Annotated in this window: 16 protein-coding genes and 1 tRNA gene; 15 read left to right on the top strand and 2 right to left on the bottom strand. The window is 44.7% G+C overall.

Annotated features, from left to right (window positions below; translation table 11 throughout):
• The first annotated feature begins 38 nt into the window (after positions 1-38).
• The 10 genes from KJB35_RS22655 (at position 39) to luxS (ending at position 11,219) form a co-directional block, all read left to right on the top strand.
• Positions 39-115, top strand: a tRNA-Arg gene (locus KJB35_RS22655).
• A 551-nt stretch (positions 116-666) separates the two neighbouring features.
• Positions 667-924: an oxaloacetate decarboxylase subunit gamma gene (locus KJB35_RS22650; RefSeq protein ID WP_005379932.1), complete on the top strand. Its 258-nt coding sequence runs from the start codon at positions 667-669 to the stop codon at positions 922-924.
• A 31-nt stretch (positions 925-955) separates the two neighbouring features.
• Entirely contained in the window at positions 956-2,740 is a 1,785-nt protein-coding gene (oadA, locus tag KJB35_RS22645) for a sodium-extruding oxaloacetate decarboxylase subunit alpha (RefSeq protein ID WP_149192423.1), read from the top strand.
• 9 nt (positions 2,741-2,749) lie between these two features.
• Positions 2,750-3,880 (top strand): sodium ion-translocating decarboxylase subunit beta, encoded by a 1,131-nt coding sequence (locus KJB35_RS22640; RefSeq protein WP_005379935.1) that lies wholly within the window; start codon positions 2,750-2,752, stop codon positions 3,878-3,880.
• Positions 3,881-4,003: 123 nt separating this feature from the next.
• Positions 4,004-4,954: an NADP-dependent oxidoreductase gene (locus KJB35_RS22635; protein ID WP_132936928.1), complete on the top strand. Its 951-nt coding sequence runs from the start codon at positions 4,004-4,006 to the stop codon at positions 4,952-4,954.
• Positions 4,948-5,409 (top strand): YqaA family protein, encoded by a 462-nt coding sequence (locus tag KJB35_RS22630; protein ID WP_054865636.1) that lies wholly within the window; start codon positions 4,948-4,950, stop codon positions 5,407-5,409. The genes KJB35_RS22635 and KJB35_RS22630 overlap by 7 nt, the downstream gene beginning before the upstream one ends.
• Positions 5,410-5,418: 9 nt before the next feature.
• Positions 5,419-8,262 (top strand): pitrilysin family protein, encoded by a 2,844-nt coding sequence (locus KJB35_RS22625; RefSeq protein ID WP_132936927.1) that lies wholly within the window; start codon positions 5,419-5,421, stop codon positions 8,260-8,262.
• A gap of 156 nt (positions 8,263-8,418) precedes the next feature.
• Positions 8,419-9,987 carry a glutamate--cysteine ligase gene (gene gshA / locus KJB35_RS22620; protein WP_132936926.1) on the top strand — a complete coding sequence of 523 codons (1,569 nt, stop codon included), beginning with the start codon at positions 8,419-8,421 and terminating at the stop codon, positions 9,985-9,987.
• Between the two features lie 23 nt (positions 9,988-10,010).
• On the top strand, positions 10,011-10,616 hold the full coding sequence (locus KJB35_RS22615; RefSeq protein ID WP_005379943.1) for a hypothetical protein: 606 nt from the start codon (positions 10,011-10,013) through the stop codon (positions 10,614-10,616).
• 84 nt (positions 10,617-10,700) lie between these two features.
• Positions 10,701-11,219, top strand: coding sequence for an S-ribosylhomocysteine lyase (luxS, locus tag KJB35_RS22610; RefSeq protein WP_005379945.1), 519 nt, complete (start codon positions 10,701-10,703; stop codon positions 11,217-11,219).
• Positions 11,220-11,287: 68 nt separating this feature from the next.
• Here luxS and KJB35_RS22605 read toward each other — a convergent pair whose 3' ends face one another.
• On the bottom strand, positions 11,288-12,568 hold the full coding sequence (locus tag KJB35_RS22605; RefSeq protein ID WP_005379948.1) for an HlyC/CorC family transporter: 1,281 nt from the start codon (positions 12,566-12,568) through the stop codon (positions 11,288-11,290).
• A gap of 124 nt (positions 12,569-12,692) precedes the next feature.
• The gene (locus tag KJB35_RS22600) at positions 12,693-13,487 is read right to left on the bottom strand and encodes an inner membrane protein YpjD (RefSeq protein ID WP_005379950.1); all 795 of its coding nucleotides are present in this window, start codon (positions 13,485-13,487) and stop codon (positions 12,693-12,695) included.
• A 224-nt stretch (positions 13,488-13,711) separates the two neighbouring features.
• Here KJB35_RS22600 and ffh point away from each other — a divergent pair, with 224 nt between their 5' ends.
• The 5 genes from ffh (at position 13,712) to rplS (ending at position 17,314) form a co-directional block, all read left to right on the top strand.
• Positions 13,712-15,094, top strand: a complete 1,383-nt coding sequence (gene ffh / locus KJB35_RS22595) for a signal recognition particle protein (protein WP_005385423.1) — start codon at positions 13,712-13,714, stop codon at positions 15,092-15,094.
• 209 nt (positions 15,095-15,303) lie between these two features.
• Positions 15,304-15,552 carry a 30S ribosomal protein S16 gene (rpsP, locus tag KJB35_RS22590; RefSeq protein ID WP_005379962.1) on the top strand — a complete coding sequence of 83 codons (249 nt, stop codon included), beginning with the start codon at positions 15,304-15,306 and terminating at the stop codon, positions 15,550-15,552.
• 29 nt (positions 15,553-15,581) lie between these two features.
• Positions 15,582-16,130, top strand: a complete 549-nt coding sequence (rimM, locus tag KJB35_RS22585; protein WP_005379964.1) for a ribosome maturation factor RimM — start codon at positions 15,582-15,584, stop codon at positions 16,128-16,130.
• Positions 16,131-16,157: 27 nt separating this feature from the next.
• Positions 16,158-16,919 (top strand): tRNA (guanosine(37)-N1)-methyltransferase TrmD, encoded by a 762-nt coding sequence (gene trmD / locus KJB35_RS22580; RefSeq protein ID WP_005385420.1) that lies wholly within the window; start codon positions 16,158-16,160, stop codon positions 16,917-16,919.
• A gap of 41 nt (positions 16,920-16,960) precedes the next feature.
• A complete protein-coding gene (rplS, locus tag KJB35_RS22575) occupies positions 16,961-17,314 on the top strand; it encodes a 50S ribosomal protein L19 (protein ID WP_005379971.1) in 354 nt (117 codons plus the stop codon).
• The last annotated feature ends 291 nt before the right edge of the window (positions 17,315-17,605 follow it).

Here is a 17,605-nt window from a genome sequence, read left to right as displayed (position 1 = left end):
ATGCCCTGATGTTGACGAAATTCGATATCGAAAACTGCGCGTCCTTAGCTCAGCTGGATAGAGTACCTGGCTACGAACCAGGCGGTCGGAGGTTCGAATCCTCCAGGACGCGCCACTTATTGAAAAAGCCTCGCAATTGCGAGGCTTTTTTGTATCTAGACATCTGGAATATGGCGTAGGATCACTAGAGCCTATGTTCCTCTTTTTAAAAGCGAATATGTGCGTATCTAAGCAATTTGCTATCAAGCTTCTGTCGCATCGTGTGAATCATCCTGATTATCCCTCCTATACACTGACTTCCATTTTTCATTTCAATTAATCTTATGTAGTCACTTTGTTTGTTATTTGTTTATTGATTGTTAATTTTGTTCATCTTTTTGTTTTTGTTGGTTTTTACTGCGTGAGTCCCGATTTGATTTTGAAATCTAAATCGCAGTTTTTATTTATGTCCTCCTTTACTCTGATCGTAAGGTGATAGCGATTTGAAGTGATTATTTTGTCATGAACTGTGATCTGGGTAGTGAATAAATAATCATTTATCAGGATTACTACAAACCTTCCTTAAACAAAATTGACAAAATTTAACCAATCGAGATAATCCATGGGTCGGGATTTGACACTATTAAAGTCCTGCACGTTGTCAGGATGACAAAGAAAGGAAGCAACATGACTAATATAGGAAGCCTGCTAGTAGATGCGGCCACCCTGATGCTAACGGGGATGGCGGTCGTATTTATTTTCCTCACTATTCTTGTTTATCTCGTTCGGTTAATGTCGAAATTGGTACCAGAAGAAGTACCAGAGCCGATCGCAGCACCAAAAACAAACACTAATATTCAATCAACCTCTTCAGCTGTTAGTCCACAAGTAGTGGCGGCGATCTCGGCTGCGATTCATAAACATCGCGCCTCATTCGCGAAGTAGCCGAACTAGGATTAAAAAGGAGTTTAAGAGCATGTCTAAACCACTAGCTATTACTGATGTGGTCCTTCGTGATGCCCATCAATCACTATTTGCTACGCGTATGCGTATTGAGGATATGCTGCCTATCGCAGCTGAGTTGGATAAGGTTGGTTACTGGTCTCTAGAGACTTGGGGTGGTGCAACATTTGATTCTTGTATTCGATTCTTAGGGGAAGACCCTTGGGAGCGTTTACGTGAACTAAAAAAAGCGATGCCTAATACACCAATGCAAATGCTACTGCGTGGTCAAAACCTTTTAGGATACCGCCATTATGCCGACGACGTAGTAGAGAAGTTTGTTGAACGCGCGCATGCTAACGGCATGGATGTATTCCGTATTTTTGATGCAATGAATGACGTGCGAAACTTCCAGAAAGCCGTTAAAGCAACGGTTGATGTTGGTGCGCATGCTCAAGGTACGTTGTCTTACACAACGAGCCCAGTGCATAACGCAGACACTTGGGTTGACTTGGCAAAACGCCTAGAGGATTTAGGTTGTCACTCGCTGTGTATTAAAGATATGTCTGGCTTACTTAAGCCTTATGAAGCGGAAGAGCTTATCACGCGTATCAAAGCGTCTTGTGATGTGCCATTGGCACTTCATTGTCATGCAACAACGGGGCTGTCTACAGCAACAGCGGTAAAAGCAGTAGAAGCCGGTATTGATATTCTCGATACTGCGATTTCTTCAATGAGTTGTACTTACGGTCATACACCGACTGAAACGGTAGTCGCTATGCTAGAAGGCACCGAGCGAGATACCAATTTGAAACTCGAGCAACTGGAATCTATCGCCGCATATTTCCGTGAGGTACGTAAGAAGTATGCGAAGTGGGAAGGCCAGTTAAAAGGAGTCGATTCACGCATCCTGATTGCTCAAGTGCCTGGTGGTATGCTGACCAATATGGAAGGCCAGTTGAAAGAGCAGGGTGCTGCGGATCGCATTGATGAAGTATTAGAAGAGATCCCTCGTGTACGTGAAGATCTTGGTTTCATTCCATTGGTGACTCCAACTTCACAGATCGTCGGTACGCAAGCGGTGATTAACGTTCTTACTGGCGAGCGCTACAAGAGTATTACCAAGGAAACCGCTGGCCTATTGAAAGGTGAGTACGGTCAAGCGCCAGCCGAGTTAAATGCAGAACTGCAAGCGAAAGTGCTTGATGGTAAAGAGCCAATTACCTGTCGTCCTGCCGATTTACTTGAGCCTGAAATGGAGACGCTTACGGTTGATCTGATGGAGAAAGCGAAATCAGAAGGCATTAAGCTAGCAAGTGAGCGTGTTGATGACGTACTCACTTATGCACTTTTCCCTCAAGTTGGGCTTAAGTTCCTTAAGAATCGTGAAAACCCAGAAGCATTTGAGCCTGCACCAACGCTAGAAGCTGCGAAGCCTGCTGTACCTGTAGCTCAACCAGCAACTGGTGGTGTAGAAACTTATAGTGTACGTGTTGACGGGCAGGTGTATGAGGTGGAAGTTGGCCCTCAAGGTGAACTGACATCTGTTGCTCCTTCTAATGCACCGGCAAAATCGGCTACACCTAGCGCACCTTCTAATGCTTCAGCAGAAGCGGTACCTGCTCCTCTTGCAGGTAACATCTTCAAAGTGAATGTTCAACCTGGTGCTGAGGTAGCTGAAGGCGATGTATTGCTCATCCTTGAAGCGATGAAAATGGAAACTGAAGTACGAGCGGCGCGTGGTGGTGTGGTTCAAGAGCTGAACGTTAAAGAAGGCGATGCTGTCACAGTAGGTGCGCCTCTGTTGAGCCTGGCGTAAGGGAGTATCATGGACGGATTGTTAACCCTTTGGGCAGAAACAGGGATCGCTAACTTCGAGTTCGGCCAAATCTGTATGATGCTGGTTGGTTGTACCTTGCTGTTTTTGGCAATTAAAAAAGGATTTGAACCTTTACTGTTATTGCCGATTGGTTTCGGTGCTATTTTGGCGAATATTCCAAATGCTGGCTTTACTGAGCCTGGTGGCTTGCTCTACTACGTTTACTACATTGGGATTGAATCGGGTGTGTTCCCGCTATTGATCTTCATGGGTGTGGGCGCGATGACCGACTTTGGTGCTTTGATCGCAAACCCAAAAACGTTGTGGTTAGGTGCGGCTGCGCAGTTTGGTATTTTTGCAACACTGTTTGGCGCTATTTTACTCAACTATGTACCTGGCATGGAGTTTTCCATGGCGGATGCATCGTCTATCGCGATCATCGGTGGTGCTGATGGGCCAACAGCGATTTTCTTAGCGAGTAAGCTCTCTCCAGATCTGCTAGGTGCGATTGCAGTCGCGGCATACAGCTATATGGCATTGGTGCCGATCATCCAGCCACCAATCATGAAAGCACTGACAACCAAGGAAGAGCGTCAAATCAAGATGGCTCAGCTTCGTCATGTTGGTAAATGGGAGAAAGTCATCTTCCCGCTTGCTGTATTACTGATGACGATTCTGTTCTTACCTTCAGCTACGCCATTGGTTGGTATGTTCTGTTTGGGTAACTTGATGCGTGAAGCTGGTGTGGTCGATCGTTTATCGAAAACTGCTCAAAATGAATTGATCAACATAGTGACTATCTTTTTAGGTCTTGGTGTTGGTTCTAAGCTGCAAGCTGAGCAGTTCTTGAACCTAGAAACGTTAGGTATCTTGGGGTTAGGCGCAGTTGCATTTAGTATCGGTACTGGTGCGGGCGTCCTGATGGCGAAACTGCTTAACAAGTTCTCGAAAGAAGACATCAACCCACTTATTGGTGCGGCTGGCGTTTCTGCGGTACCAATGGCCGCGCGAGTCGTAAACAAAGTTGGTTTACAAGCTAACCCGCAAAACTTTTTGTTAATGCATGCGATGGGACCAAACGTTGCTGGTGTGCTGGGTTCAGCCGTTGCGGCTGGTATATTGTTAGCACTTGTTGGTTAGACATTATTGAAAATGGAATGATCAACCAATTTACAAAATCACGATTAACTTAGGTTAACAAAATGGTTTATAGTCAAAGGGATGCTTTCGCATCCCTTTTTGTTTTCTTGCAGGGAATGGTTTATGGAACACAAACAGATCGTTATCACTGAGTTTGGTGATGCCAACGTACTCGCGATTCAACATGCTTCTACACCATCACCACAGCCTGGTGAAGTCTTAGTAAAAGTCGCTTTTTCAGGCGTAAATCCTATTGATGTCAAAACTCGAGCTGGGCTCGGTTGGGCGGCAGCGCAGAATAAGGATAATTTACCTTGGGTGCCAGGTTACGACATCTCAGGAAAAGTGATGTCTTGTGGAGAGAGGGTATCACGTTTTAATGAAGGTGATGAGGTGGCTGGATTTATTGGTTTCCCAGTTCGAGGCGGTGGTTACAGTCAATACATATGTGTTCCAGAAACTGAGTTAAGTCATGTTCCTAGCTCTGTCACTTTGGAGGCAGCTGCTGCATTACCGTTGGCGGGACAAACTGCGGCACAAGCTCTCAGTAAGGCTAATGTGAATGAAAACGATCGCGTACTTATCCTCGCTGGTGCCGGTGGTGTTGGACACCTCGCGGTACAAATTGCGATCGCGACGAAAGCGGAAGTCTTTACAACCTGCAGTGAACGAAATTTAGATTACCTTGCGACGCTCGGTGCTCATGCAGTGAACTATCAATTTGCACCAGTGTCAGAACGTGTTGAAGATGTTGATGTTTTGATTGATTTAGTAGGCGGAGATGCTGCGTTAGATGCGCTTAAATGCCTGAAAGACAATGCGAGAGTCATCACCGTTCCAACCATAACTGCTGAGCTGATTTGTGAAAAAGCCAAACTCCTAGGCTTTGAGGCTAGTGGCATGTTGGTTGAACCAGACCCTGCGCAGTTAGATACCTTGTTGTACATGGTGGGCGTTGGCTTACTGAAGACTGAAATTCAACAGGTTTATCCTATGAGTGATGTTATTGGTGCTCACCAGCAGGTCGAATCAGGAAGAACCAGAGGCAAGGTGTTGCTTGATATGACATGCTAGAAGCATTTAACACGAGTTTTGAAAGTTTAGCGCTTTGGTTTTCAGATTCAGCATTATGGGTGCTTTTCATGACCGGTTTTCTCAGTGCCACGTTGTTGCCTGGTGGTTCTGAGGCGGGCTTAGTTGCCACTCTCTCATTAAATCAATACTCCGTTTCTTCAATTGTTATGGTCGCTACTATCGGTAATACGCTTGGTGGCTTAACAAATTATTGGCTTGGCTTGTGGATTCCCAACAAAGCACAAGAGGAAAAGCACGGTCATACCGCATTAAAGTGGCTCTCTAAGTATGGCTATTGGGGGTTGTTTTTTAGCTGGTTACCTGTAATAGGAGACCCGCTGTGTTTAGCCGCAGGGTGGCTAAGAATGAAGCTTCTGCCTTGCGTGATTTTAATATTTTTAGGAAAGGCTGCTAGGTATAGCTTACTTGCGGCCATCTATCTCGGATTATTTTAAGGAAAGTACATGAAGATGTTTTGGGTTGGCGCGTGTTCACTGTTGGTGATCACGGGCTGTGCATCAAATACGCCAGTTTCATCACTGCCGAAAGGGGTAACTTTCGTTGAGTCATCGAAAGCTGAAGAAGGCAAAGTTAAGATTCCATACCAAAAGTATAAACTCGATAATGGTTTAACGGTGATCTTAGCTCCTGAAGATTCTGACCCATTGGTCCATGTGGATGTGACTTACCATGTTGGTTCAGCTCGTGAAGAAGTGGGTAAGTCTGGTTTTGCGCATTTTTTTGAGCACATGATGTTCCAAGGTTCAGAGAACGTTGGTGACCAAGAGCACTTCAGAATCATCACAGAGGCTGGCGGCACGTTAAATGGTACAACAAACCGCGATCGTACTAACTACTTTGAAACTGTCCCTGCTAACCAGCTCGAGAAAATGCTGTGGTTAGAGTCTGACCGTATGGGCTTTTTGCTGGATGCGGTTTCTCAACGCAAATTTGAAATTCAGCGTTCTACTGTAAAAAATGAGCGAGCTCAGCGTTACGATAATCGTCCTTATGGCTTAATTTGGGAGCGCATGTCCGAAGCGCTATATCCTGAAGGTCATCCGTATTCGTGGCAAACCATTGGTTATGTTGAAGATCTTGATCGTGTTGATGTGAACGACCTCAAAGCGTTTTTCTTGCGTTGGTATGGCCCAAACAATGCGACTATCACGATCGGTGGTGACTTAGACGTTGAACAAACTCTAGAGTGGGTAAATAAGTACTTCGGTTCGATTCCTCGTGGTCCTGAGGTTGAAAATGCGCCGAAACAACCTGCAAAACTGCAAGAAGATAAATACATCACTCTAGAAGATCGTATTCAACAACCTATGGTGATGATCGCGTGGCCAACAACCTACAACGGCGAAGAAAGCCAAGCGTCTCTCGATACATTATCGGAAGTATTGGGTGGCGGTACCAACAGCGTGCTCTATCAAGACCTAGTGAAGACTCAAAAAGCGGTCGATGCTGGTTCATTCCATGATTGTGCTGAACTGGCGTGTAACTTTTACGTTTACGCAATGGGTGATTCTGGAGACAAAGGCGACCTATCAAAACTGTACGACGAGCTTTTACAATCACTGAATCAGTTTGCGGAAAAAGGCGTGACAGAAGATCGCCTTGAGCAGTTGAAGGGTAAAGCGGAAGCGGATGCTATTTTTGCGCTAGAAAGCGTTAAAGGTAAAGTGACTCAGTTGGCTTCCAACGAGACATTTTTCGGCGATCCTGATCGTCTTGAGCAACAGCTTGAACAAATCCGTGCAGTTACGCCGACTTCGGTAGAAAAAGCGTATACGGACTTTATTCAAGGTAAGAACAAAGTGACCCTAAGCGTGGTCCCAAAAGGAAAAACAGACCTTGTCGTAAAACCTGCGACCTTTGTGACGCCAAAGCGTACGCTGCCAGAATATGAGAAGATTTCCGATGACCAATTGGCGTATCGTCGTGCGACCGATAACTTCGATCGCTCAGTGCAACCGCCAGTAGGAGAACCAGTGAAAGCGACGATGCCAGAGCTGTACGAGTTACATTTCAAGAATGGCTCAGAGCTGCTTGGTGCAGTTAGCGATGAAACGCCGACGGTGATGATGCAATTTAGTCTACCTGCAGGGACACGTTTTGTTGAAAAGGGTAAAGAAGGTCTTGCCCAATTGACCGCTGCGATGTTGCAAGAAGGTACAACGAAACGCAGTGTCGAAGAGATTCAAGCTGAGCTTGATAAACTGGGTAGTGTTATCTCTGTTAATGCCACAGGTTATACAACAAACATCAGTGTTTCTGCTCTAGAAAAGAACTTAGAGCCGACGTTAAAAATTGTCGAAGAGATGTTGCTGTCTCCTGCATTTAATCAAGATGATTTCGAGCGTGTAAAAATGCAAGCGCTAGAAGGCCTGGTATATGAGCACCAAAATCCAAGTTGGATGGCGTCACAAGCGAGTCGCCAGGTGCTCTATGGGGATTCGGTTTTTGCTCGACCAAAAGACGGCACGCAAGCAGGTGTCAGTGCATTAACGTTGGATGATGTCCGTGAATTCTACTCGAAGCATTACACGCCACAAAGTGCGCAAATCGTCGTTGTTGGTGACATCAATAAACAGGAAATTGAGCAGCAACTGACGTTCTGGAAAAACTGGCAAGATGAAGCTGCGCCATTGTATGCACCGCAAAGCATTGCTGCATTAGGTGAGCAAAAGCTCCATCTTGTTGATAAACCTGGAGCGCCGCAAAGTGTGGTCATGATGGTTCGTCAAGGTATGCCTTACGACGCAACGGGCGATTTTTACCTAAGCCAACTGGCAAACTTCAACTTAGCTGGGAACTTCAATAGCCGCATTAACCAAAATCTACGTGAAGACAAGGGTTACACATACGGTGCTTACGGATATTTCTCTGGGAATCCAGAAACAGGCTCGGTGGTTTTCACCGCGCAAGTACGAGCGGATGCAACGGTTGCTTCGATCATTGAGATGGAAAATGAGCTAAATGAATACTCGCAGTCAGGTATTACTGATGAAGAGATGAAATTTATGCGTCAAGCGGTCGGTCAAAAAGATGCACTGAAATATGAAACACCAACACAAAAAGCGGAGCTCATCAGTGATATTCTTAAGTACAACCTCGATCATGATTACTTGCAGCAAAGAAACGCTATCGTAGAAAAAGTCGATAAGCAGACGTTGAATGCGCTGGCTCAGAAATGGTTTGATCCAAATGACTATCAAATTATCGTCGTTGGTGATGCTAAATCGTTGCGTCCTCAATTAGAAAAGTTGGGGAAAGACGTAGAAGAGCTTGAAATCATTCGATAGAGTACACATTTAATAGCGGAGAAACGTTTCTCCGCTATTCATCTAGATAAGCAACTTTTCGTGGGTTATTTATCTAGATGCATTAATTATCAATAACTTAGCTTACACTTGTGTTATGTAACAAGTGTCCTGCTCCCAATATAAGCGAACCTCATTTTGACTGATTTTGCTGCGCGACTAAAAAAAGTTGCATCAAACCCCGAAGTATTTAAGCAGTTTGGACGCGGTGTTGAGCGAGAAACTTTGCGCTATCGTCAGGATGGACATCTAGCTACAACTCCTCATCCTGAAGGGTTAGGCTCTGCGTTCACAAATCAATGGATCACAACGGATTTTTCGGAATCATTGTTAGAGTTCATTACGCCTGTGTCACATGAAATTCCAGAACTGATGGCACAGCTGAAAGATATCCATCATTTCACTCAAACCAAAATGGGTGAAGAGAAAATGTGGCCACTATCAATGCCTTGCTACGTAGGCTCAGAGGATGATATTCAGTTAGCCCAGTATGGCTCTTCGAATGCAGCGAAAATGAAAACGCTGTACCGAGAAGGCCTAAAGCGTCGCTATGGCAGCCTGATGCAAATTATTTCAGGTGTCCACTTTAACTTCTCGTTTCCTGAAACATTTTGGGATGCGCTCTATGGCGAGCAAGATGAACAAGCCCGCCAAGATGCTAAGTCTGATGCGTACTTTGCGTTGATCCGTAATTACTACCGCTTTGGCTGGATGATTCCCTACTTCTTTGGTGCATCACCAGCGTTATGTAGCTCTTTTATTCAAGGTCGTGAAACCGATCTGCCATTCGAGAAGATTGGCGGGACATTATATTTGCCGAAGTCGACGTCTTTGCGTTTGAGCGATCTTGGCTATACCAATAGTGCTCAAAGTGTGCTGAAAATTGGTTTTAACAGCATTGACCAATACCTCGATGGTTTGAGTGATGCGATTCGCCACCCATCAGAAGAGTTTGCGAAAATTGGGGTAAAAGTGGATGGTGAATACCGCCAGCTTAATTCCAATATCTTACAAATTGAGAATGAACTGTACGCTCCGATTCGTCCAAAACGTGTATCGAAAAGTGGTGAGAAGCCTTCAGATGCGTTACGACGCGGTGGTGTCGAATACATTGAAGTTCGTTCTCTAGATGTTAACCCATTCAGCGCAGTGGGCTTAAATGAAGAGCAAGTACGATTCTTGGATCTCTTCCTTACCTGGGCGGCCTTGTCAGACTCAGACCCTATGGATAACTGTGAATTAGAGTGTTGGCGCGATAACTGGAATAAAGTCATTGTTTCTGGCCGTGAAAAAGGTCTAATGCTGCAAATTGGTTGTCAAGGTGAACGTCTATCTCTACAAGATTGGGCACACCGAGTTTTCGTCGAGTTACGTCAAATAGCACAGCAAATGGATATGACCGCTGGTGGCAGTGCATACCAAGATGTGTGTAATCAACTCGAGACATGGATTGATAACCCAGAACTAACGATCTCTGGTCAACTATTAGAGCTAACGAAAGAGCTGGGTGGGCTAGGTAAAGTTGGTTGTACTCTTGGTATGAAGTACCGTGATGAAAACCTAGCTCACGGTTATCAGTACTACTCACAAGATACGATGGAAACGGAAGTAGCGTCGTCCGTGGAAAAACAAAAGCAAGCAGAGCAGAGTGACACGCTTTCTTTTGATGATTTTTTGGAAGATTACTTTGCTTACCTGAAGCAGTAATGACTAACTAAGGATTGGTGCGGTTGAACATTAAGTCGTCAGTAGTAGCGGTACTTGGAAGCGTGTTACTTGCAGGTTGTGCTACGGCACCGCCAAAGCAGCAGAATAACTTATGCGAGATATTCCGAGAGAAATCCGGTTGGTACGATGATGCCAAAGATATGGAAGATGAATGGGGGACCCCTATTCATGTCGCTATGGCCATCATTAAACAAGAAAGCAGCTTTCGGCACGATGCAAAACCACCTAAAGATTATTTGCTAGGGTTTATTCCTTGGGGACGAGTCAGCAGTGCGTATGGTTACGCTCAAGCTCAAGACCCTGCTTGGGAAGACTTCCAAGATGCCACAGGTCAGGGTGGCTCTCGTACCAACTTCGATGATTCTATGATGTTTGTCGGTTGGTATACTCATGAAACACGGCGTCAGCTAGGGATTTCATTATGGGATCCCTATAACCAGTATCTGGCTTATCATGAAGGGCGAGGTGGGTATAAGCGAGGTACTTATAATCGAAAGCCTAGTTTAATCAAAGTCGCTCGACGTGTTGAACAAACAGCGAAAACTTATGGCTGGCAGCTGAAGCAATGTCGTCAGGAATTAGAAGACAACAGCAGCTGGTTCTTTTAGCCCACAGTCAGTTCATGTGCTGTAGGGATGAATGACATTTATCCATTACCGAAAGGTACTGGAGTTACAATCAGGAGAGATGTAATGCCTTTACTCGATAGTTTTACCGTGGACCACACTCGTATGAATGCACCCGCTGTACGAGTGGCGAAAACCATGCAGACCCCAAAAGGGGATACGATTACTGTTTTCGACTTACGCTTTACTGCGCCAAACAAAGACATTCTTTCTGAAAAAGGTATTCACACCCTAGAGCACCTTTATGCAGGCTTTATGCGTAATCACCTAAACGATGATTCTGTTGAGATCATCGATATTTCGCCTATGGGTTGCCGCACAGGTTTTTACATGAGCCTGATTGGCACACCATCAGAGCAGCAAGTCGCAGATGCTTGGATTGCAGCAATGGAAGATGTGCTGAAGGTAGAAAGTCAGAATAAGATCCCTGAACTTAACGAATACCAATGCGGCACGGCAGCAATGCACTCTTTAAAAGAAGCACAACAGATCGCAAAGAACATTTTGGATGCTGGTGTTTCGGTGAACAAAAATGATGAACTTGCTTTGCCTGAGTCGATGTTAAAAGAGTTGCGCATCGACTAGGTGCTCATTAAGAAGCATATTGCCCCAATAAGTAAAAAAGCCTGACATGAGTCAGGCTTTTCTTTTGGTTATTTGGATGTCGATTTTTTCTTCTTCGGATAAACACGAACGAGCTTGATTCGGTTCTCTTCAATCTCAACAAGTTCCATTGGGTGACCCGCTACTCTCACACTTAGATGGCTCTCAGGAATATCTTCCAAGTGTTCTAAAATGAGCCCGTTTAGCGTTCTCGGACCATCCGTTGGTAAATCCCACTTCAGGCCTTTGTTGATATCTCGGATATTGGTGCTGCCTTCAATAAGGAAGCTTCCGTCACCTTGAGGACTGATCTCATCAGAGAGGCTTGGAGAAATTGACGTCGTGAACTCACCAATGATCTCTTCCAGAATATCTTCAAGAGTGATTAGACCGATGATATCACCGTACTCATCCACGATCAGACCGATACGTTGCTTGTTGCGTTGGAATTTCAACATTTGCACGTTCAATGGTGTGCCTTCTGGGATGTAATAGACCTCATCAGCAGCACGTAATAGCGTTTCTTTGTTGAATTCGTTCTTTTCCAACATCAGACGATAAGCCTCGCGCAAGCGCAGCATACCAACCACTTCATCAATTTGGTCACGATAGAAAACTATGCGCCCATGTGGTGAGTGGGTTAGCTGACGAACAATGGATTTCCAGTCGTCGTTAATATCGATACCAGTAATTTCATTGCGTGGGACCATAATGTCGTTCACGGTGACGTGCTCAAGATCCAAAATAGACACTAGCATGTCTTGGTGTCGGCGAGGGATCAAACCGCCAGCTTCATTTACCACCGTACGCAGCTCATCGGAGCTAAGATGATCTTCTGCTGAGTGATCCGCTCTTACGCCAAGTAAGCGGATAAAGCCATTCGTAATAAAGTTAACAAGCATCACTAAAGGCGACAGTAACTTCATCAGTATGGTCAATAATATACTGCTCGCGTAGGACACACGTTCAGGGTAAAGCGCTGCAATTGTTTTAGGGGTAACCTCGGCAAAAACCAATACAACCATAGTTAGTGCACCGGTTGCGATAGCGACACCTAAATCACCATACAAACGCATACCAATAATGGTCGCGATAGCAGACGCGAGAATATTAACGAGGTTGTTGCCGATAAGAATAAGACCAATCAAACGATCTGGACGGTCTAATAGTCTTTCGACTCGCTTAGCACCCTTATGCCCGTTTTTGGCTAAGTGTTTTAAGCGATAACGATTCAGAGACATCATCCCTGTTTCTGAACCGGAAAAGTAACCTGATATGACGATAAGACACGCGAGTAGCGCAAACAAGATACCCGTAGAGATGTCGTCCAAAACGTTGCTGTTCCTTGTAAGTATTGGGTTATATAACGGTTGAGTAAGTCCGTTAAGTCAAAGAGTTAAGGCGTACTGTATTTTATCTAGCCTAAAATATAAAGGATAGGAGCCCTAGAGCTCCTTAATTCAAGATGATTTCTTTTACAAAGCGACTGCCAAAATATGCCAGAGTTAACAGTGTTGCTCCTGCAACAGCGAACCATGTGACTTTTCTACCACGCCAGCCTTTTTGATAGTGACCCCAAAGCAGTATTGAGTACACCACCCAAGCGATGAAAGAAAGAATGCCCTTATGTGCCTTACCTTGGGCAAACATATCCTGCACAAAGACAAAGCCAGTAATGAGCGTGGCAGTTAACAATAAGTTACCGATCAAAATAATTTTGAAGAGTTGACGCTCCACCATTAATAGAGGCGGCAGGTTTGGGTTAATCGCCAAAGATTTTTTTGCTTTCAGTTTGTGATCCAGCCAAGCCAACTGAAGCGCATAGAGTGCCCCGATAGTTAAAGTCGCGTATGAGAAGAGCGCAAATGAAATATGAATGAGTAGCTTAGGGTCATTCTCTAGGTGCTTTATAAACGTGCTTGGCAAAAATGTGGCAGCAGATAAATTGATGGCAGCAAAGCTATAAACGACAGGCAATAAAAACCACAGTCGGTTTTTCAACATAGCAAGGCTCATGACCAGAGAAATAATAAAACTGATCAAAGAAGCCACGTTGAGAATACTCAGGTTTTGACCTGAACCATCAAAGATCAGATCACTCAAAATCCACGCATGAAAAACAAGCGCACAGGCAGCACTAGCAAACACTGTTTTTGCTTTGATTCCTGACTGTTGTGAGAGTCCGGGTATGATGGTCGCAATCGCCAAGACATAAAGTATGGCGGCCGCGATGGCTATTAAGCTATCCATGAATCCTAAATATTATTGTGCACGATGGAGAAATTATACCTTGCATTACACTTTGGGGCTACGTTATATCCGACATCAATCGTGAGAGATGAGATATTGAAATTAATAAGTTACCGCACCATATATAAATAGAGACAAGAATAGGACAGCGGTACGGGTATGACTCAGACCTTGGCTAATGTATACTCACACTAATTAATCGCCATTTTAGCGAAGAGACAAAGATGTTTGAGAATTTAACGGATCGATTATCCAAAACGCTGAAAAATATCAGTGGTAAAGGTCGTCTGACCGAAGACAACATTAAAGAAACCCTACGTGAAGTCCGAATGGCTCTACTTGAAGCTGACGTTGCGCTTCCGGTCGTTCGTGAATTTGTGAACCGCGTTAAAGAAAAAGCGGTGGGCGTAGAAGTTTCTAAATCTCTGACTCCAGGTCAGGAATTTATCAAGATCGTTCAAACAGAACTTGAAGCCGTAATGGGTGAGTCGAATGAGGCGCTAAACCTTGCTGCTCAACCACCTGCTGTGCTTCTTATGGCAGGTCTACAAGGTGCGGGTAAAACCACATCGGTAGGTAAGTTATCTAAGCTTCTAAAAGAACGTGACAAGAAGAAAGTTTTGGTTGTGTCTGCCGACGTTTACCGTCCTGCGGCAATCAAGCAGCTTGAAACACTGGCATCAGACATCGGTGTTGACTTCTTCCCATCATCACCAGACCAAAAGCCTATTGATATCGCCAATGCAGCGATTGACCATGCGAAGAAAAAATTCTACGACGTACTTATTGTCGATACCGCAGGTCGTTTGGCAATTGATGAAGAGATGATGGGGGAGATCAAAGATCTTCACGCAGCTATCAACCCAGTAGAAACGCTATTTGTTGTTGACGCCATGACGGGTCAAGACGCAGCAAATACAGCAAAAGCCTTTGGCGATGCGCTACCTCTTACCGGTGTAGTTCTAACTAAGGTTGATGGTGATGCTCGTGGTGGTGCGGCACTTTCAGTACGCCATGTCACGGGCAAACCAATCAAATTCTTGGGTGTCGGTGAAAAAACTGACGCGCTAGAACCGTTCCACCCAGATCGTGTTGCTTCACGTATTCTTGGCATGGGTGATGTTCTGTCTTTGATTGAAGACCTACAACGCAACGTTGACCAAGAAAAGGCAGAAAAGTTAGCGAAGAAGTTCAAAGAGAAGAAAGGTTTCGACCTTGAAGATTTCCGTGAACAGCTAGGCCAGATGCAAAACATGGGCGGCATGATGGGGATGATGGATAAGCTTCCAGGAATGTCCCAGCTACCAGACAATGTGAAAGATAAAGTCGATGACAAGATGTTCAAACAGATGGAAGCGATCATCAGCTCCATGACAATGAAAGAACGTCAACGCCCAGAAATTATCAAGGGCTCGCGCAAGAAGCGTATCGCGGCTGGTTCTGGTGTGCAGGTTCAAGATGTAAACCGCTTACTAAAACAGTTCACCCAAATGCAGAAAATGATGAAAAAGATGCAAAAAGGTGGCATGAAAGGCATGATGCGCAACATGCAAGGCATGATGGGCGGCATGGGTGGTGGCGGTGGCTTCAACCCATTTGGTCGTTAATTAATCGATCACGCATAGATTCAGGGTGTTAGGTACGTCACAAACTTTAAATTCAATTTATGTTGGTGAAAAAGTAACTAAACTCCTTGCATTGCTCCGGGAGAAGAGTAAAATTCCGGAGCTTTATTTTGGCACGAGACCCCAAACTGTTTAATTTCTTGAATGGTTTTTGGGGTTAATTTTATTTTTGAGAAAGCAAAGAGGACGACATGGTAACCATTCGTTTGGCACGTCACGGCGCTAAAAAGCGTCCATTTTATCAAATCGTAGTAGCGGACAGCCGCAACGCTGCAACTGGCCGTTTCATCGAGAAAGTTGGTTTCTTCAACCCAACTGCTAAAGGTCAAGAAGAAGGTCTACGTCTAGACCTAGACCGCGTTAACCACTGGGTTGGTCAAGGCGCGTCAGTATCTGACCGTGTTGCTAAGCTAGTTAAAGACGCTCAAAAAGCGGCTTAATTTTTTACTTGAAAAGTAGAAACTAGTTTATGTCGATGAAAGGTAAAGAAACAATGAGCAACGAAAAGATTGTTGTAGGCAAGTTTGGTGCTACTTACGGCATTCGTGGTTGGCTTAAGGTTTTTTCCTACACAGACAATGCTGAAAGCATTTTCGATTACAGCCCTTGGTACATTAACCAAAAGGGCAAGTGGGTTGAGTACAAAGTAGAAAGCTGGAAGCGCCATAACAAAGGTATGGTGGCTAAGCTGGAAGGCATGGATGTTCGTGAAGACGCGCATCTAATGACGAACTTTGAAATTGCTATTGACCCTGCGGTACTTCCTGAATTGTCAGAAGATGAGTTCTACTGGCGCGAATTGTTTGGGATGCAAGTTGTAACCACTAAAGGTTACGATCTAGGTGTCGTTACTGACATGCTAGAAACTGGCTCAAACGATGTTCTGGTTGTTAAAGCAAATCTTAAAGATGCTTTCGGGCAGAAGGAACGATTAATCCCGTTCCTTGAAGAGCAAGTGATCATTAATGTTGATCGCGAAGCTCAACGGATCGAAGTTGACTGGGATCCTGGATTCTAATCTCCAAAATTACAGAGCGAGATAAACATGTGGGTTGGCGTTATTAGCCTTTTTCCAGAAATGTTCCGTTCTGTTACTGATTTTGGAGTAACAGGTCAAGCGGTTAAAAAAGGTCTTTTGTCGATTGAGACTTGGAATCCTAGAGATTTCACTCACGACAAACATCGCACAGTCGATGACCGACCTTACGGTGGTGGCCCTGGTATGTTAATGATGGTTCAGCCTTTGCGCGATGCCATTCATACCGCGAAAGCAGCCTCACCGGGCAAGACGAAAGTCATCTACCTTTCTCCTCAAGGTCGCAAGCTCGACCAGAAAGGAGTGGAAGAACTGGCAACGAATGAGAACTTGCTTCTGATTTGTGGTCGTTATGAAGGGGTAGATGAGCGCATCATTCAATCTGAAGTCGACGAAGAATGGTCGATTGGTGATTTTGTGATGACGGGTGGTGAGATACCAGCCATGACGTTAATCGACTCTGTTTCTCGGTTTGTTCCGGGTGTACTAGGGGATTTCGCGTCAGCAGAAGAAGACTCTTTTGCAAATGGCTTGTTAGATTGCCCTCACTATACGCGTCCAGAAGTATTGGATGACAAAGAGGTACCAGCTGTACTGATGTCAGGCAATCACAAGGACATTCGTCAATGGCGACTCAAGCAGTCGTTGGGCCGTACTTGGCTAAGAAGACCAGAGCTCCTGGAAAACCTAGCTCTGACTGACGAACAGGAACAATTACTTGCTGAGTTTGTTAATGAGCATAAAGCCATTAAAGAACATAACGCAAAGTAACCTAATTTATTTAGTATCAGTTTATTCTAGGAATTTAAAAAATGAGTAACATCATCAAAGCTCTTGAAGAAGAGCAAATGAAATCAGACCTACCTAAATTTGCACCAGGTGACACTGTTGTAGTTCAAGTTAAGGTAAAAGAAGGTGACCGTGAGCGTCTACAGGCTTTCGAAGGCGTTGTAATCGCAATCCGTAACCGTGGTCTACACTCTGCTTTCACTGTACGTAAGATCTCTAACGGTGAAGGTGTTGAGCGTACGTTCCAAACACACTCTCCAATCGTTGATAGCATCGAAGTTAAACGCCGTGGTGCAGTACGTCGTGCCAAGTTGTACTACCTACGTGAGCGTTCTGGTAAGTCTGCTCGTATCAAAGAGAAACTTGCTAAGAAGTAATGCTATAACTAGCGTTCTCATCTTAAACGGAGTCCTTTTAGGGCTCCGTTTTTTTATTTGTGTAATTAGCTTGCTCGTTTCTTTTCACCCGACCTGAACTGTCGATGCTCATGCACTGATGTACACTCCACGCCTCTGCCTTGCTGTGAATAGATTCCTGATGTCGCTATGGCTCCTCGGAATGACGGGAAATGATGATCAAATATTACTGGGTACTGTGGTTAAAATTCGTCATTCTGGATAGCGACGAAGGACCGTGATTCAGAATCTACTAGTTGAGAATGTAAGTGT

The organism is Vibrio sp. D431a, assembly GCF_030248655.1.
GTDB lineage: Bacteria > Pseudomonadota > Gammaproteobacteria > Enterobacterales > Vibrionaceae > Vibrio > Vibrio alginolyticus.
This window is presented reverse-complemented; position numbering and strand designations above follow the sequence as displayed.

Bases quoted from the DNA above. Each gene is read 5' to 3' on its own strand.
- KJB35_RS22650 (WP_005379932.1), top strand. From the start codon at position 667: ATGACTAATATAGGAAGCCTGCTAGTAGATGCGGCCACCCTGATGCTA.
- oadA (WP_149192423.1), top strand. From the start codon at position 956: ATGTCTAAACCACTAGCTATTACTGATGTGGTCCTTCGTGATGCCCAT.
- KJB35_RS22640 (WP_005379935.1), top strand. From the start codon at position 2,750: ATGGACGGATTGTTAACCCTTTGGGCAGAAACAGGGATCGCTAACTTC.
- KJB35_RS22635 (WP_132936928.1), top strand. From the start codon at position 4,004: ATGGAACACAAACAGATCGTTATCACTGAGTTTGGTGATGCCAACGTA.
- KJB35_RS22630 (WP_054865636.1), top strand. From the start codon at position 4,948: ATGCTAGAAGCATTTAACACGAGTTTTGAAAGTTTAGCGCTTTGGTTT.
- KJB35_RS22625 (WP_132936927.1), top strand. From the start codon at position 5,419: ATGAAGATGTTTTGGGTTGGCGCGTGTTCACTGTTGGTGATCACGGGC.
- luxS (WP_005379945.1), top strand. From the start codon at position 10,701: ATGCCTTTACTCGATAGTTTTACCGTGGACCACACTCGTATGAATGCA.
- KJB35_RS22600 (WP_005379950.1), bottom strand. From the start codon at position 13,487: ATGGATAGCTTAATAGCCATCGCGGCCGCCATACTTTATGTCTTGGCG.
- ffh (WP_005385423.1), top strand. From the start codon at position 13,712: ATGTTTGAGAATTTAACGGATCGATTATCCAAAACGCTGAAAAATATC.
- rpsP (WP_005379962.1), top strand. From the start codon at position 15,304: ATGGTAACCATTCGTTTGGCACGTCACGGCGCTAAAAAGCGTCCATTT.
- rimM (WP_005379964.1), top strand. From the start codon at position 15,582: ATGTCGATGAAAGGTAAAGAAACAATGAGCAACGAAAAGATTGTTGTA.
- trmD (WP_005385420.1), top strand. From the start codon at position 16,158: ATGTGGGTTGGCGTTATTAGCCTTTTTCCAGAAATGTTCCGTTCTGTT.
- rplS (WP_005379971.1), top strand. From the start codon at position 16,961: ATGAGTAACATCATCAAAGCTCTTGAAGAAGAGCAAATGAAATCAGAC.